The sequence below is a fragment of the Lactobacillus hominis DSM 23910 = CRBIP 24.179 genome, assembly GCF_000296835.1.
Lineage (GTDB): Bacteria > Bacillota > Bacilli > Lactobacillales > Lactobacillaceae > Lactobacillus > Lactobacillus hominis.
Window position 1 is genome coordinate 147,024 of the sequence record NZ_CAKE01000001.1, and the last position, 15,515, is coordinate 162,538.

Annotated in this window: 16 protein-coding genes; 15 read left to right on the forward strand and 1 reads right to left on the reverse strand. The window is 34.8% G+C overall.

The window, feature by feature from the left end; translation table 11 throughout:
• The first annotated feature begins 5 nt into the window (after positions 1–5).
• From rimM to BN55_RS00730, 10 genes are all read left to right on the forward strand, one after another.
• Positions 6–533: a ribosome maturation factor RimM gene (gene rimM / locus BN55_RS00685; RefSeq protein ID WP_008469604.1), complete on the forward strand. Its 528-nt coding sequence runs from the start codon at positions 6–8 to the stop codon at positions 531–533.
• On the forward strand, positions 523–1,245 hold the full coding sequence (gene trmD, locus BN55_RS00690) for a tRNA (guanosine(37)-N1)-methyltransferase TrmD (RefSeq protein WP_008469606.1): 723 nt from the start codon (positions 523–525) through the stop codon (positions 1,243–1,245). The genes rimM and trmD overlap by 11 nt, the downstream gene beginning before the upstream one ends.
• A 228-nt stretch (positions 1,246–1,473) precedes the next feature.
• A complete protein-coding gene (gene rplS / locus BN55_RS00695; protein ID WP_008469608.1) occupies positions 1,474–1,824 on the forward strand; it encodes a 50S ribosomal protein L19 in 351 nt (116 codons plus the stop codon).
• A 200-nt stretch (positions 1,825–2,024) separates the two neighbouring features.
• On the forward strand, positions 2,025–3,608 hold the full coding sequence (locus BN55_RS00700) for an ATP-binding cassette domain-containing protein (RefSeq protein ID WP_008469610.1): 1,584 nt from the start codon (positions 2,025–2,027) through the stop codon (positions 3,606–3,608).
• A 2-nt stretch (positions 3,609–3,610) separates the two neighbouring features.
• Positions 3,611–5,191, forward strand: coding sequence for an ATP-binding cassette domain-containing protein (locus BN55_RS00705; RefSeq protein ID WP_008469611.1), 1,581 nt, complete (start codon positions 3,611–3,613; stop codon positions 5,189–5,191).
• A 96-nt stretch (positions 5,192–5,287) separates the two neighbouring features.
• On the forward strand, positions 5,288–6,283 hold the full coding sequence (locus BN55_RS00710; protein WP_008469612.1) for a class III bacteriocin: 996 nt from the start codon (positions 5,288–5,290) through the stop codon (positions 6,281–6,283).
• Between the two features lie 16 nt (positions 6,284–6,299).
• On the forward strand, positions 6,300–7,055 hold the full coding sequence (locus BN55_RS00715) for a hypothetical protein (RefSeq protein WP_008469613.1): 756 nt from the start codon (positions 6,300–6,302) through the stop codon (positions 7,053–7,055).
• Positions 7,048–7,458 (forward strand): bis(5'-nucleosyl)-tetraphosphatase, encoded by a 411-nt coding sequence (locus BN55_RS00720; RefSeq protein WP_008469614.1) that lies wholly within the window; start codon positions 7,048–7,050, stop codon positions 7,456–7,458. Before BN55_RS00715 ends, BN55_RS00720 begins: the two co-directional genes overlap by 8 nt.
• Entirely contained in the window at positions 7,455–8,093 is a 639-nt protein-coding gene (locus tag BN55_RS00725; RefSeq protein ID WP_008469615.1) for a uracil-DNA glycosylase, read from the forward strand. The genes BN55_RS00720 and BN55_RS00725 overlap by 4 nt, the downstream gene beginning before the upstream one ends.
• Before the next feature lie 60 nt (positions 8,094–8,153).
• Entirely contained in the window at positions 8,154–8,966 is an 813-nt protein-coding gene (locus BN55_RS00730) for a hypothetical protein (protein ID WP_008469618.1), read from the forward strand.
• Positions 8,967–9,012: 46 nt separating this feature from the next.
• On the opposite strand, the gene lexA is transcribed toward BN55_RS00730, so the two are convergent.
• Positions 9,013–9,636, reverse strand: coding sequence for a transcriptional repressor LexA (gene lexA, locus BN55_RS00735; protein ID WP_008469619.1), 624 nt, complete (start codon positions 9,634–9,636; stop codon positions 9,013–9,015).
• 144 nt (positions 9,637–9,780) lie between these two features.
• On the opposite strand from lexA, the gene BN55_RS00740 reads away from it, so the two are divergent.
• From BN55_RS00740 to BN55_RS00760, 5 genes are all read left to right on the forward strand, one after another.
• Positions 9,781–10,029 carry a DUF896 domain-containing protein gene (locus BN55_RS00740; protein ID WP_008469620.1) on the forward strand — a complete coding sequence of 83 codons (249 nt, stop codon included), beginning with the start codon at positions 9,781–9,783 and terminating at the stop codon, positions 10,027–10,029.
• Between the two features lie 70 nt (positions 10,030–10,099).
• The gene (locus BN55_RS00745; protein ID WP_008469622.1) at positions 10,100–10,321 is read left to right on the forward strand and encodes a YneF family protein; all 222 of its coding nucleotides are present in this window, start codon (positions 10,100–10,102) and stop codon (positions 10,319–10,321) included.
• Positions 10,322–10,421: 100 nt separating this feature from the next.
• A complete protein-coding gene (locus tag BN55_RS00750; protein WP_008469623.1) occupies positions 10,422–12,188 on the forward strand; it encodes an ABC transporter ATP-binding protein in 1,767 nt (588 codons plus the stop codon).
• Positions 12,181–13,977, forward strand: a complete 1,797-nt coding sequence (locus BN55_RS00755; protein WP_008469624.1) for an ABC transporter ATP-binding protein — start codon at positions 12,181–12,183, stop codon at positions 13,975–13,977. The genes BN55_RS00750 and BN55_RS00755 overlap by 8 nt, the downstream gene beginning before the upstream one ends.
• Before the next feature lie 111 nt (positions 13,978–14,088).
• A complete protein-coding gene (locus BN55_RS00760; protein ID WP_008469625.1) occupies positions 14,089–15,492 on the forward strand; it encodes an FAD-binding oxidoreductase in 1,404 nt (467 codons plus the stop codon).
• Positions 15,493–15,515 lie beyond the last annotated feature (23 nt).

The window sequence follows — 15,515 nt, forward strand, 5'->3', positions numbered from 1 at the left end:
TTAAAATGACAGAATATTTTGAAGTAGGTAAAATTTTAACTACTCATGGACTTAAGGGCGAAGTTAAGGTAAATCCAATTACTGACTTTATTAATGAACGTTTTAAAGTAGGTAGCAAGTTGTATATTGGCGCAGATAATGAAAATATTGAAACAAAAGTTACTGTGGCAAGCAGTCGTATGCAAAAGCAATTTGTCTTGGTTTGTTTTGAAGAAATAACTGATATTGATGAAGCACAAAAAATCCTTAAAAAAGATCTTTTTGTAGCTGAACAAGACCGCGATGAACTTCCTGAAGGATCTTATTATTTTAAGGATATTTTGGAACTGCCTGTTTTTGACAGTGAAACTGGCGAAAAATTAGGCCAATTAGTAAATATAGAAACGCCTGGTGCTAATGATATTTGGGAGATCAAGCCAGAACGAGGCAAGAGCTTTTGGATCCCCAATATTGCTTCAGTAGTTAAAAAGGTTGATCTAGAACAAAAACGTATTGAAGTTACTTTACTTGAAGGATTACGCGATGAAAATTAATGTTTTAACACTTTTTCCCGATATGTTTACGCCGCTGAAAGTTTCAATGCTTGGTAGAGGCTTAGAAGATGGTAAATGGGACCTGAATTTAGTCAATTTTAGAGACTTTACAAGCGACGTTCATCATCATGTCGATGACACGCCTTATGGTGGTGGAGCTGGTATGGTTTTGCAAATAATGCCGATTAAGAAGGCTCTTGATTCGCTTTCAGATAAAGGTAAAGTGATCATTACGGCGCCTCAAGGTAAAACTTTTAATGAAGAAATGGCTCAAAATTGGTCAAAAGAAGAAAATTTAACTTTCATTTGTGGTCATTATGAAGGTTTTGACCAACGCGTTTATGATTTAGCTGATGAGACTGTGTCGATTGGCGATTATGTTTTAACTGGTGGGGAACTGCCCACAATGAGCATGATTGATGCGACAGTGAGATTATTGCCAGGTATTTTAGGAAATGAAGCATCGCCAGTAGAAGAGAGTTTTTCTCATGGCTTGCTCGAATATCCGCAATATACTCGTCCAGCTGATTTTGAAGGGCAAAAAGTACCTGAGGTTTTAACATCAGGTAACCACCAAAAGATAGCGCAGTGGCGCCATTACCAGGCACTAAAGACGACATATATCAATCGTCCAGATCTGCTAGAAAATCGTGAATTATCAACTGAAGAAAAGAAAATGCTGGCTGATGTTAAGGCTGAATTGGATCAATAGGAATTAAAGTGTATTCTCCACGTGTGTGGAGGTGATCCTGATCAAGAAAGAGCCGACAAATTAGAAGAGTGGTGTTCTCCACGTATGTGGAGGTGAGATCTTCAATAAACTTATTTACAAGTCTGTAGATATTTGTTACACTATTTTTTGTGGCATAAGCCACTGATTTATGGGTATTCCGCTGGCGAAGAACGTTAATGAATGCCGTAGAAGGAGAGAATTTATATAATGAATCCATTAATTCAAGAACTTACTAAGGATCAAATCCGTACCGATTTACCAGACTTCCGTCCTGGTGATACTGTTCGTGTTCACGTACGTGTTGTTGAAGGTAGCCACGAACGTATCCAGATCTTCGAAGGTGTTGTAATTAAGAAGAAGGGTGCTGGCATCAGCGCTACTTACACTGTTCGTAAGATGTCATCTGGTATCGGCGTTGAACGTACTTTTCCAGTAAACGACCCACGTGTTGCTAAAGTTGAAGTTAAGCGTCAAGGTCGCGTACGTCGTGCTAAGCTTTACTACTTACGTGAACGTCATGGTAAGTCAGCAAGAATTGCTGAAAAGCGTCGCGGATAATAAGATATTTAATAAACCTGTCTCATATGAGACAGGTTTATTTTTTTTACTTTTTTGTTATTTTTGACCACTTAGTCATCTTTTTTGACATCTTATTTAAGAAGTCTTTAAAAATTATCTTTTAATGCATATAATAAAAACATATTAAAATTAATTAGAAAATAATTAATAATTTAAAATATATTTGGAGATGACTAAGGATGTCTATAAAAGAGTTGTTTAAGAGCAATTACTGGCGTGGGAGTTTAATAATTTTGTTCTATGTGGTTTATGCCATTGCTGGAACGCTCACGGAATATCTATTTAAGTATGCTATTAATGACATTACCAAGGGCGATTTAAATGGTTTTATATTTTGGCAAATAATGATTACTCTGGCGAATTTGCTGACAGTTGTCTTATTACCGATTGCAACGATTGCTTTTACCAGACAGACACAAAATTACGTTCACCAAATAAGAAACGAAATTATGCATCATTACTATAATGGCGCTAATAAAAAGGTTTCTGAAATGCAGAATGATCTGACTGGCAATCTAAAAATGCTCAGCGATAATTATGCTAATCCATGGGTTCAAATCTTAAGCGGACTTTTGCAAATTATTTTGTCAATTACTGCTTTGCTCAGCTTAAACTGGATGTTGATTATTGTGACAGCAGTCTTAGCAATAATTACTCTGTTACTTCCGAAAATCATGGAGAAAAAGACCTCTGAAGCTAGTGACCACGTCAATAAGATGAATGAAAAACTTTTGAATGCGGTGGAACACTGGCTTGGTGGTCTGCAAGAATTACGCAGATATAGCGCATATTCACGTCTTCAAAGAAAGTTAAATGAAGCAAGTGGCAATTTAGTTGCTGCTAATAAAAGGAGCTATAAGTACCAAGGAATTTCATATGTATTTAATGGCTTTGGTAATGCAATTGCTCAAGTAGGAATGTCATTTTTTGCCGGAATTTTATTTTTTAATCATCTGATTTCATTTGGTGATTTTACAATTGCTGGAAGTTTTGCTTTCACAATTTTCTCAGCTATTTGGCAAATTACAATGTCAATTACGCAAGTAAAATCTACTAAAGAGTTGCGTAAGCAGACTTTTGATTTAAGAAAAGAAATCGAAACTAGCGATAAAAAGCAAGCTTATAGCTTGCAAGTAAAAGATCTCGTTGCAAGTTACAAGAATGGCGAAAACATCGCATATCCTAATTTTACGATTAAACCAGGACAAAAGGTGTTGCTAACTGGTGATTCAGGAACTGGTAAGTCAACTCTGTTTAAAGTTTTGCTTGGGAAATTAAAGCCAGCTAGTGGACAAGTGACATACTATGATAAAGATAGTAATGAAATTGATGCTGAAAATGTCAAAGTTGGCTTTGTGCCACAAGATCCGGTTGTCTTTCCGGTGGCAATTAAAGAAAATATTTTAATGTTTAACCAAAAATTGGCTGATAAATTAAATTCGGTAACTTCACAAGTTGAATTAGCAGGCGATTTAGAAAAAATGCCATCTGGACTAAATACTATTGTTGATTTAAAAAATGAAAATTTATCTGGTGGTCAAAGACAGAAAGTAGTTTTAGCGCGTAGCGAAATTCATGACCAACCTCTAGTATTAATGGATGAGGTAACGAGTGCTATTGATAGTCAAGCAACAGAAAAAATTATAGATAATTTGTTAAAGACAAATCAAACCATTTTAATGATAGCTCATAATTATAGTGATGAATTAAAGGCTAAATTTGATCAAGAAATTAAATTACAACCTAAGCAAAAGGAGGACTAAGGATGACTTTTAAGAATTTTGTAAAGATTAATCCGTTCCGCTTTGTTGCTTTCTTGCTTGTGACAATTTTAATACCTATTCTTTCAGTATTGGGTACATATTTAGTTCAGCAAGAAACAAACAGTGTAGTTGCTCGCAATTGGCAACAATTTGTTTTAATTAATACTGTTTCGATAATAGTTTTAGCGGCAAATTATTGTTTATACAGTGTAGCTACATATTTAACTAAAGTGCAACAACAAGAACTAAACGATAAAGTTCGTAGACAGATTGTAGAGCACTATTATTTTGATAAAAAAGAACATCATGTTTCTGACGCTCAAAATAGATTGACTAATGATTTGACCATAATTAATGATAATTACTTTCTTAATATTTATTTTATAATTTACGGAGCTGTACAAATTATTGCAATTTTGGTTTACTTAATTGCTTTAAATTGGACATTACTGATTGCTAATGTGGTAATGGTCTTGCTATCGCTCGCTTTACCAAAATTGATTGAAGCCCCCTTAAGTCGTGCAACCAATTTGATTTCTGAATCTAATCAAAAATACATTGATACATTAAATGAATGGTTGGCTGGTTTAGATCAAATTCGTCAGTTTATGGCTGGTGCTAAGCTTTTTTCAGTCTCTCAAAAAGCATCAAAAAAATTAGAAGATGCAACTGTTAAACAAACAGCTTATACTAAATTATTAAACGGGATTAACGGCACTGTTTCAGCTATTTTTGGATTGTTAATTTTTATTTTAACTGGTTATTTAGTAAAAAATGGTGCTGTAACGATTGGTGTTTTATTAATTGTTGGTAACTTTAGATTTTATTTAAATCAAAGTCTGGAAATGATTACAGTTTCTCGTGGTGAAATGAAAGGTACTATCGCTGTTAGAGAAAAAGTAAATAAAGATGCAGAATTTGTGCCTCATGACTTTAATCATGATGGCAAAGTGCCAGCTGCGATTGCAACAGAAAATCTAAGCTTACAATTTCCAAATGGTGAAAAGTTGACATACCCTGATTTAACTATTAATCAAGGAGAAAAGATTTTACTTACAGGTGATTCAGGAGCCGGGAAATCGACGCTCTTTAAATTGGTCTTAGGTCAAATTAAACCAAGCTCTGGTAAAATTATCTTTAAAGATCAAAACGGTGAGCAAATTACCCCTGATATGTCGCACATTGGTTATATTCCACAAGATCCAGTGGTATTTCCTGCAAGTATTAGCGATAATATTACTATGTTTGATGAAAAGCTAGATCCGCAAGTTAAAAAAGTGGTGTCAGAAATTAAGCTTTCTACAGACGTTGATAAGTTCAAGGATGGTTTAAACCATGAGCTTGATTTAGATAAACTCAATATTTCTGGTGGACAAAGACAAAAGATTGTTTTGGCTCGGGCAAAAATTCACGATAGTGATATCATTTTGATTGATGAGGGAACTAGTGCAATTGACCAAAATGCTACGATGAAAATTTTGGATAATTTAGTCAAAACTCCAGCAACAATTGTCTTTATTGCACACAATTTCAATGAAAAAATGCGTGATTTGTTTGATCGAGAAATTCATTTAGTTAAATAGTTAATTGGCATCTCTTGCGAGATGCTTTTTTTCTTAATAAAGTAGCTGATAAAAGGTAGAATTGAAGTAAGTAAGAAAAGTAGAAAGGGTGGTTAGATGATTGAAGCTGATGGGAAAGTCACGTTTTTATACGAATTAAATGGACTTCATCATGTAGTGGTGCAAGCAAGTTTTGTAACGCAAAATCAGGTTCTAGCTTTGCAGCTGCTTAATAAACAAACCAACACTGCTGTCTTTTGCGCGCCTATCACAGGTAGTGAAATTTATTTTGACGAAAGCATGCCCAATCTTTTTCTAAAAGGTGCAACGAAGCCTAACTTGGCCGGTGGTCACACCCAGACATTATTGTTTTCAGGTAGGGCTGATCAATATTTTGTTGGCACTAAACCTAAAAAATCCGGTTCAATCTTTTGGGATACCCAGATTGCACGGGTAACGATTCCGCAAAATTCAAACGCGCAATATCAAACAAATACCCAAATGGTGCGTTTATCTTATTTAAACCGAGCAGGATATGGTGCTGATAATTCTGTAGTTTATCCAGGTAAAAACTTACAGCGACTAGAAGCTGCAATTTCTCCTAATTATGAATTGTTTTTAATTGCCAGTATCGACTTTGATCATATTGGTCACTTTGCCTTGTATAATCTAAAAGATATTAATCAAGCCTTGGATGCAGCAGAGGCAAGTAGTAGCGATGTCAATATTCAAAACATTGAATGCTTAAAGGCTTTCACAATTGCTAATTTTAATATAAATGGGATTAAGTCGGTTCAAGGCTATGGGATCGATAATGACGCAAATATTTATATTTCTAGTCAGCTAAGTCCAAGTAAAAATTGGCTCGGGATGACTAAACAAGGCAAACCTCGTCAAATCGTAAAAATTCCTTGGGGCGAAGATAATTTAAGTAACTGGCAAGTTTTAAATTTAGATCATAATATTGCTCTTGATTGTTTAGGGTACGTGACTGAATTTGAAGATGTACAAGTTTTAGGGAAAAATGACTTGTATTTAACTGTAGCTTATCATCGTGATAGCGACCTAACTACGTTGAAAAATCGAATTTATCACGTACAATTTAATTCTTAATATTGGAGAAAGTAATTTGAAGAAAGGCATCTTTTTAGATTTATTGGAAAAACAAAATGAGATTTCAGACATTGCTCGTCAAGAAATTAGTCAAGATTTGAAGCTACATCCTAATTTTGCTCAATATTATTTTGATCAAGCTAAAAGAGCAGGCAATAGCAAGGAGTTCAGCTTAAAATCAGTTGATTTTACAGCAAATATTTTGACTGACAAGACTGCCTTATTTTTAGGTAGCAATTTAACTTATGGCTTGAGCAGTTTGGGAGAAAGTTTTGTAGATTATTTATGGCAAAAAGATGGCTTAATTGGCATCAAAGATGTTGAAAATAATACCTTTTTAACGCATCAAGATAGTTTTCAAAAGGGCGATTCTTATATTTCTCGCTTTCAAAAAGATTTGAAATTTTATGATCCAGAAGTTTTAGTAATCGAAATTAGTAATAAAGATTTAGATGAAAATATTGCTTTAGGTGACATAAGCGATAAGCATTATGATACGCAAACTATCATTGGTGCTTTAGAGTATTTGATTTCTCAAACGGAATTGCTTTGGAGATGTCCGATTATTGTTTATTTGAATTATAAAAATAATGCTAAAAAGCATGCGCAGCTAGCTGAAAAAGTTTTACAATTAGAACAAAAGAAGAGAATTTCTGTCATAGATTTTTCATCTGATAAAGCAATATCTAGTCAGCCAACTAGACGTGAGTTTCGCGATATTTGGCTACCACAATTTGAAAATGAGTTAAAGGAAGTGCTTAAAAATGGCTAAAGAATATTCAGCAGGTGCTATTATTTATCGCGAAAATAATGGCGAACGAGAATTTTTAATTGTACAAAGTATTGTCAACAATAACTGGGGCTTTGCCAAAGGTCATATTGAAGCTGGTGAGAATGCGCAAACAGCAGCTCAAAGAGAAGTATTAGAAGAAGTAGGCTTAACGCCAGAATTTGACTTTAATTTTTCTGCTCAAACTCAATATGTAATTCCAAATGGTAATGAAAAAGAAGTTACTTTATTTTTAGCTTTTGCTCAAAAGCAAGAAGTTAAAACGCAAAAAGAAGAAATCAAAGATTTCAAATGGGTAAGCTTTGACCAAGCATCTGAATACTTACAAGGTCATGGTAAGATGTGCATGTTAAAACAAGCAAATGAGTATATTGATCAAAAATGAAATATCCTAAAGATTTAATTGATAAAGTAAATAAAAGTTCAGCTGGATTCAAATTAGAAGGTATAAATGAGGGAGCGGGTCCTAAAAATCCTGCTTTAATGATCGTTGGCGAAGCTCCAGGACGCGAAGAAATTGAATCGCATATTCCCTTTCATGGAGCTAGCGGCAAAGAGTTAATGAAGTCACTTGCTTCAATTGGTTTGAAAAGATCAGACGTCTATATTACGTCAGCTGTGCGTAGCAGACCATATAATATTAGGAAAGTTTTCTCTAAAAAAGAAAACAAAGAAGTAACCAAATATCCTAATCGAAAGCCAACGCAAAAAGAAGTTTTGGCCCATGCACCCTTTTTAGACTATGAAATTTCCTATGCCAAGCCTAAAATAATAGTCACAGTTGGGACTACCGCCCTGATGCGTTTATTAGGTAAAAAATATGCTATTTCTGACTGGCACGGTAAAGCAATTAAAGATACGCCAATTTTGCAATTGAATCAAAATGAAGATGGCTACGTTTGGTCAAAAGAAAAATATACTGTGATTCCGATGTATCATCCTGCCGCAGTTTTTTATAATCGAAAGTTAACTGAAACAATAAAAAGTGATTGGTTAAATATAAAAGATTATCTTAATTAATATTAATGAAATCATTTTCATGATAATCTATAAGTAGATGATAATTATGGAGGTAAAATTATGAAAAAGAGATGTGGTCTAGCAGCTTTAATAATTGCGACTGCTATGTTTACTGTTGCTTGTCAAAATAACTCAAGTTCAAATACATCAACTAGCTCGCAATCAAGCAAGTCTAGTCAAGTTCAAAAATCAAAAACGAGCGTTAAGACTAATAAAAAGCAAGAGCAATCTCATAGTCAAAGCCAAGCTCCTCAAGTAAGCCGTTTAACGCAAATGAACCGCCAATTGAAGAAGGTATTTCCAAAAACGCTCTTGCCGCAAAATGATGGCTTAGGACAAGGATCAGATAAATTAAATGTTCGCTATAGCATCTCAAATGGCGAAAATGATATTTACTATAGCGTAGGAAATAATGCTTTAAGCTTTAATAATCCAGCTGTTAAGAAAGAATTGCCATTTGCAGTCTTGAGCGAAATGACTAACTTAAATGATAGTCAAGCTGACGATTTGATTAATTTCCAAGCTGATGAACAAGGCTTACCACAAGTAAAAGTTGATACTGATGTTACAGCCACTCAGCAAAGTGGTGCCGGACAAACTTATTTGAACTGGGTTCAAGGAAAGTGGTCATTTACTGTTCATGCTAATGCTTTAGCTGAGCAAAATCCTTTGCCAACTGCTAAGCAAGTTGTACAACTTGCTAAAAAGTATAAATTGCCAGAAACTCAAACTCACGGTTCAATGAGAATCCAGGTTGGATATTCTTATGGCTCGCTTGAAAATGTAATTACTTGGAAAGAAAATGGGCATGTTTACCAACTTAGGGCACACAGCTTAGATACAGCATTTAAGATGGTTTCAAGCATGAAGTGATTTTAGAAAAATAAAAATGCAGGTTCTTTTGAACCTGCATTTTTTATTAATCGATATTGTTACGATAAAGTCCAACAACTTTTCCTAAGATATGAACTTCATTTAAAATAATTGGCGCCATGGTATCATTTTCCGGTTGTAGTCGGTAATGGTCTTTTTCTTTGTAAAAGCGCTTGACAGTGGCTTCATTTTCTTCAGTCATTGCTACGACGATTTCACCATTTGTCGCACTAGATTGCTTACGAACAATAACATTGTCGCCATCTAAAATCCCGGCATTAATCATGGAAGTTCCATGAACTTTTAACATAAATAAATCGCCTGCATCACTAGCTAAATCAGGGGGCAGCGGGAAGTAGTCTTCAACATCTTCGACTGCCAAAATAGGTTGTCCCGCAGTAACCACACCTACTACTGGAATATCTTTAGGCTTAATGTCTAAAGCATTCAATCCTTCGCGTGTAACTTCAATTGCTCGAGGTTTAGTGGCATCTTTTAAAATTAGACCTTTACGCTCTAAACGTGCTAAATGACCGTGTACCGTAGAGGTAGACGATAAGTTAACTGCGCTACAAATCTCACGAACAGTTGGGGGAAAACCGCGATCTTCAACCGTCTCGTAGATGTATCTTAAAATTTCTAATTGTTTGGATTCGTGTGTTTCAGTCATAATTTATCTCCATTTAATTCTTATCTATATTCTAGCAAATTCCAGCCAGATTAACAAACAAATGTTCTAAAAAATTTAAGTGCTAGCGCTTTTTTTCTTTAAATAACTAAGGTAGACTAGTGATGTATAGTGAGGTGTTTAATTATGGACAAGAAAGAAGAAGAAAAAGTAATCAAACGAATCAATGAACTTTATCATCTAAGTCAAGAAAGAGAATTAACTCCAGAAGAACTAGAAGAAAGAAAAAAACTGAGAGCAGCATTTTTGGAGAACTTCAGAGCTGGATTTAGACAACAACTTGAAGATACAGTTGTGATCGATAAAGATGGTAAAGAAGTTACTTCTGAAAAAGCAAAAGAAGCTCAAAGAAGAAAAGGTTTAAGAAAAGATTAGAAAATAGACTTTAAAAAGAAGTGGTTTTTTAGTAGAATTTACTTGATACAAAATTGGAGGTTTTCAAATAATGAATTTAGGATTAGCAATATTTTTGATTGTCATCGCACTTTTAATTGGTCTTATCGGAGGCTTTTATGGTGCACGTGCTTATATGAAGAAGTATTTTAAAGACAATCCTCCAATTAGTGAAGATATGATTGCTGCTATGATGTCACAAATGGGTCAAAAGCCATCTGCTAAGAAGTTAAATCAAGTTATGAACATGATGAAACACCAGCAAAATAAGTAAATTCTATCTCATCACTAATTTTAAAGAATGTAAGGAAGGCAGGTATTATCTTCGCCTTCCTTTCTTTTATCATTTTTGTTTTTTACTTTGAGGAAAAGATATGGGAATTTTTAAAAAACTAGGTTGGTTTTTCAAGAAAGAGAAAAAACGCTATATCATAGGAATTACCTTTTTAGCATTAACTTCTTTTGCTAACTTAGTGCCACCAAGAGTGTTGGGCTTAATGGCTGATCAACTCGATAAAGGCAAAATAAGTTGGGGTCAATATGGAATGTTAATTTTGGCTGTGATTGCGACAGCTATTGTTTTGTATATTTTGCGATATTTTTGGCGTAAGCAGATATGGGGTGGTGCTGCTCAGCTAGAAAGGCAGATTCGTTCAAAGCTCTATAGCCACTTTATGGATATGGATCGCACTTTTTATCAAAGGCATAGAACAGGAGATTTGATGGCTCACGCCACAAACGATGTTTCGGCTATTCAAAATGTGGCAGGAGATGGGGTTTTAACCTTAGTCGATTCGCTTGTTATGGGACTTTCGACAATGATTGCTATGATCGTCTTTGTCGATTTTCGCTTAACGATTATTGCGCTTTTACCTTTGCCATTTTTAGCCTGGGATGCTAAAAAATTGGGAGATCGCCTGCATGACGCCTTTGATAAATCTCAAGCAGCCTTTTCAAGATTAAATAATAAAACGCAAGAATCAGTTTCAGGTATCAAAGTTTTAAAGACTTTTGGTCAAGGAAAAGAAGATACAGCTTCTTTTGATAAGATGGTTGATCAAACAATTAAAATCAATAAACGCGTTTTTGTCTGGAACTGTTTGTTTGATCCATTAGGAACTATAATTATTGGTTTAACTTATACGATCACAATTATTTACGGTAGTTTGTTAGTAACCAACAAGGTTTTATCAGTTGGACAATTAGTGTCCTTTGTTGCTTATATTGGTAATATGGTTTGGCCAATGTTTGCAATTGGTTATTTATTTAATATTCTGGAACGTGGTAGTGCTAGTTACGATCGTGTTGAAAAACTATTAAACGAAAAGTCTTTAATTACTGACAAACATGCTGATAATTCTTTAACGGCCAAGGATTTAAGAGGAAACTTGGATTTTGATATTAAACGCTTTGCATATCCTGATGAAAAAAGCGTTGCGGTTTTAAAAAACGTCAAGTTCTTGCTTAAACCAGGTCAAACTTTAGGCTTAGTTGGACGCGTGGGATCTGGGAAAACTACGATTATTCAACTGCTTTTGCGTGAATTTGACCAATATGACGGAGAAATTTCGCTTAATGGACATGATATTAGAAATATTCCTTTGAATTCGTTATTGCGCCAGATTTCATACGTGCCACAGAATAATTATTTATTTTCAACCAGTATTCAAAAGAATATCTCGTTTTCTAATGCGGATGCTGAAAATAGTCAAATTATCGAAGTTGCTAAAAAAAGCGATTTGCATAACGATATCTTACAAATGCCACGTTCTTACAACACCTTAGTTGGAGAAAACGGAGTATCTCTGTCTGGTGGTCAAAGACAGCGTATTTCCATCGCTAGAGCGCTTTTAAAACAAAGTCAAATTTTGATTTTGGATGATGCGTTGTCAGCTGTTGACGCTAAAACGGAATCAGAGATTTTATCTTCGCTAAGAAAAGAACGGCAAGATAAAACAACTATCATTGCGACGCACCGTTTAACTTCGGTTAAAAATGCAGATATGATTTTGGTTTTGAAAAACGGACAAGTAATTGAACGCGGTACACATAATGAATTATTAGCAGAAAATGGTTGGTATGCCGATATGTGGCAGCGTCAAGAACTAGAAGATAAGGTAGGTGAAAGCAATAATGAATGATGAAGAAAAGACACAATCTGTGTGGTCGCAAGCTATTCCGATGAAAGAGCAGTGGCATATTTTCAAACGATTATTGACGTTTTTCATGGCTTATAAATATCAAATTTTGGTTGCCATTTTTGGAGCATTTTTTGTAAGTGTCATTAACATGCTTTTGCCTTATGGCTTGCAATATTTCTTAGATCACTTTTTGCTTAAGCAGAGTATCACGGTACAAATCATCCTTTATGCAGGCTTTTTATATGCATTAGGATCTTTGCTAAAGGCGATTTTGCAGTTTGTTTATGAATATTACTTTGCTGTTGGAGCAGAGTATTCGCTAGAAAAAGTAAGAAAGAAGCTATATCGCAAGCTTCATAAATTAGGGATGCGGTATTTCGATCAAACTCCAGCTGGTTCCATTGTTTCTCGAGTTACTAACGATACGATGACTTTGAGTAACTTTTTAACGGTTTTAAATAGCACAATTATGGCTATTTTCTCAGTCATTACGGCTTTAGTAGCAATGTTTGCGACAAATACTGTTGCAGGTTGGCTGATGCTCATTTTTTTACCTATAATGTTTTTGATTATGGCATTATATTCAAAAATGAGTTCAAAACTCTATCGTAATTATCGTGAGCAATTAAGTAGAATCAATACTAATTTAAATGAATCAATTGAAGGAGTTTCTGTTATTCAGCAATTCAGTCAGCAAGGCCGGATGACTGATTTATTTGAGGACGAAAATGGCGGTTTAATGCAAACTCGTTTTAACATGATTAAAATGAATTCGCTCCTGCTTTCTCCTTTAACGAGTATGCTATATTCACTGGCATTAGCTGTGGCTTTAATGTATTTTGGTTTTCCATTGCAAGAAACTTTTGTACCAGCTGGAGTGGTTTATGCATTCTCGCAATATATTTCACAATTATTTAATCCGATTGCTACTTTGATGGATCAAATGACGCTTTTTCAAGATGGTATTGTTGCAGGAAAAAGAATCTTTGCTATTTTGGATAATACCGAATATGAACCAAAACAAGATGCAGTAAAAGGCCTAACAATTTCTAAGGGTAAAATCGAATTTAAGCATGTTAGCTTTTCATATGATGGAAAACATGAAATTCTGCATGATATTAACTTTACAGTGAATCCTGGCGAGACTTTAGGAATTGTAGGTCACACTGGTTCTGGAAAGAGTTCAATTATCAACGTTATGATGCGTTTTTATGAATTTCATAAGGGACAAATTCTAATTGACGGCGTTGATATTAAAAAATATCCTAAAGAAGAGCTTCGTAAAAAACTTGGGTTGGTATTGCAAGAACCATTCATGTTTTATGGCGACATTGCTTCAAATATCAGACTTTACAATGATAAAATTACCGACAGTCAAGTTAAAGAAGCTGCAAAGGCTGTGCAAGCTGATGAATTTATTGAAAAAATGCCTGATAAGTATCACGCCAAAGTGATTGAAGGTGGAAGCGAACTAAGTCAAGGAGAACGACAATTAATTTCATTTGCCAGAACTTTAGTTACTGATCCTAAGATTTTAGTTTTGGATGAAGCGACGGCTAACGTTGACACAGAAACTGAAACTTTGATTCAAGAGGGCTTGAAGAAATTAAGGCAGGGTAGAACTACTTTAGCAATTGCTCACAGACTTTCAACTATTGTTGATGCGGATCAAATTATTGTATTAGATAAGGGACGCATTATTGAAAAAGGTACACATGAACAGCTACTGGCTAAAAAGGGTTACTACTATAATCTTTATACTTTACAAAATAATAAAAATGAAAAATAATTTGTATATTAGAGCGGCTGCAAGGCCGCTCTTTCTCTATTTTATTTTGACACCGCTTACATATATGGCATAAACTAATTATGTATAGAAAAATGAAATTGAGGTACAAATATGATATACCATAAAATTGATACAACAGATTTAGGAAAATTAAGTTCTTTCATTAGTGATAAGGAACGTTTTATTACTAAACCAACTAGTCACTGGGATCATGATCAGTTTAAAACAGTTAGAGCGGTGCCAGATTTAGTAATTCAACCAGTAACTAATGAAGAAGTACAAAAAGTAGTTGAATACGCTAGCGATCATCAAATTCCACTTGTGCCACGTGGCAATTCTACTGGCTTAATGGGAGCGAATTTGACAGTCGAAGGTGGAATTAGCTTAGACATGGTTAAAATGAATAAGATTTTGGAATACGATCCTGAAAGTTTGACCATGACAATTCAAGCGGGCGCTAGGTTAAAAGATATCGAAGAATTTTTAGCAGATAAGCCATTTACCTATATGCCAGCTCCAGCCATGCACTGGGCAGCGATCGGTGGTAATGTCGACACTAATGCTGGAGGTTTGAAGGCCATCAAGTATGGCGTAACGCGTGAACATATTAGAAAATTAGCTGTAGTTTTAACTGATGGTAAGCTATATAAATTTGGCGCTAAAGCTGTTAAGTCAGCTTCAGGATATTCTTTAAAAGATTTAATTATTGGCTCTGAAGGTACGCTAGGCGTGGTTACCGAGGTTACTGTAAGACTTTATCCACGTCCTAAAAAGGCAATTAATGCCATTATTCCTTTCTCAGATTTAGATAGCGCAATTAAGTCTGTGCCAGCAATCTTGGCTTCTGGAGTAGTGCCAACAACTGTTGAATTTATGGGAAGAAAAGTGATCAGTCTTTGGGAAAAATATTACAACGAACACTTCCCAATTGAAAAAGGCAACGGTTTTATTATTTTAGGTTTAGATGCTTTTACTGATGGCGAATTAAAAGCTGAACTAGAGCAGGCTTTAGCTGCAACTAAAGAATTTAATTCATATGATGCGGTAGTTTTGGATGCCGACTCAGATGAAGCTAAGAAGATCTGGGAGTGTCGCGAAGCATTGCTTTTAGCAATTCAAAAATCTACTCCTAAGATGGATGAAGTTGATATTTGCGTTCCAATTAATAAGATTCCAGATGTTTTGCATCGTATTGATGAATTAGAAGAAGATACGGGCATGAGAATTCCTAACTTTGGTCATGCAGGAGATGGCAATCTTCATATTTATCTTTGCTCAGACGATTTATCAGATGAAGAATATGATGAAAAGCGTAAATACATTATTGGTGAGTTATATAATACTGCCAAGGCTTTAGATGGAAATATGTCAGGCGAACATGGCATTGGTTATGCTCGAAAAGATTGGTTTGAAGACTATTATGGTAAAGATTATACTGACTTATTAAGAAAAATTAAGACTGTCTTTGATCCAAATGGCGTAATTAACCCAGATAAGATTTTTCCATTAGAATAAAAATAAAGACCCAATGATTCAGT

What these genes read in the sequence shown, in the direction of transcription:
- rimM (WP_008469604.1), top strand. Translation starts at nt 6, where the DNA reads ATGACAGAATATTTTGAAGTAGGTAAAATTTTAACTACTCATGGACTT.
- trmD (WP_008469606.1), top strand. Translation starts at nt 523, where the DNA reads ATGAAAATTAATGTTTTAACACTTTTTCCCGATATGTTTACGCCGCTG.
- rplS (WP_008469608.1), top strand. Translation starts at nt 1,474, where the DNA reads ATGAATCCATTAATTCAAGAACTTACTAAGGATCAAATCCGTACCGAT.
- BN55_RS00700 (WP_008469610.1), top strand. Translation starts at nt 2,025, where the DNA reads ATGTCTATAAAAGAGTTGTTTAAGAGCAATTACTGGCGTGGGAGTTTA.
- BN55_RS00705 (WP_008469611.1), top strand. Translation starts at nt 3,611, where the DNA reads ATGACTTTTAAGAATTTTGTAAAGATTAATCCGTTCCGCTTTGTTGCT.
- BN55_RS00710 (WP_008469612.1), top strand. Translation starts at nt 5,288, where the DNA reads ATGATTGAAGCTGATGGGAAAGTCACGTTTTTATACGAATTAAATGGA.
- BN55_RS00720 (WP_008469614.1), top strand. Translation starts at nt 7,048, where the DNA reads ATGGCTAAAGAATATTCAGCAGGTGCTATTATTTATCGCGAAAATAAT.
- BN55_RS00725 (WP_008469615.1), top strand. Translation starts at nt 7,455, where the DNA reads ATGAAATATCCTAAAGATTTAATTGATAAAGTAAATAAAAGTTCAGCT.
- BN55_RS00730 (WP_008469618.1), top strand. Translation starts at nt 8,154, where the DNA reads ATGAAAAAGAGATGTGGTCTAGCAGCTTTAATAATTGCGACTGCTATG.
- lexA (WP_008469619.1), bottom strand. Translation starts at nt 9,636, where the DNA reads ATGACTGAAACACACGAATCCAAACAATTAGAAATTTTAAGATACATC.
- BN55_RS00740 (WP_008469620.1), top strand. Translation starts at nt 9,781, where the DNA reads ATGGACAAGAAAGAAGAAGAAAAAGTAATCAAACGAATCAATGAACTT.
- BN55_RS00745 (WP_008469622.1), top strand. Translation starts at nt 10,100, where the DNA reads ATGAATTTAGGATTAGCAATATTTTTGATTGTCATCGCACTTTTAATT.
- BN55_RS00750 (WP_008469623.1), top strand. Translation starts at nt 10,422, where the DNA reads ATGGGAATTTTTAAAAAACTAGGTTGGTTTTTCAAGAAAGAGAAAAAA.
- BN55_RS00755 (WP_008469624.1), top strand. Translation starts at nt 12,181, where the DNA reads ATGAATGATGAAGAAAAGACACAATCTGTGTGGTCGCAAGCTATTCCG.
- BN55_RS00760 (WP_008469625.1), top strand. Translation starts at nt 14,089, where the DNA reads ATGATATACCATAAAATTGATACAACAGATTTAGGAAAATTAAGTTCT.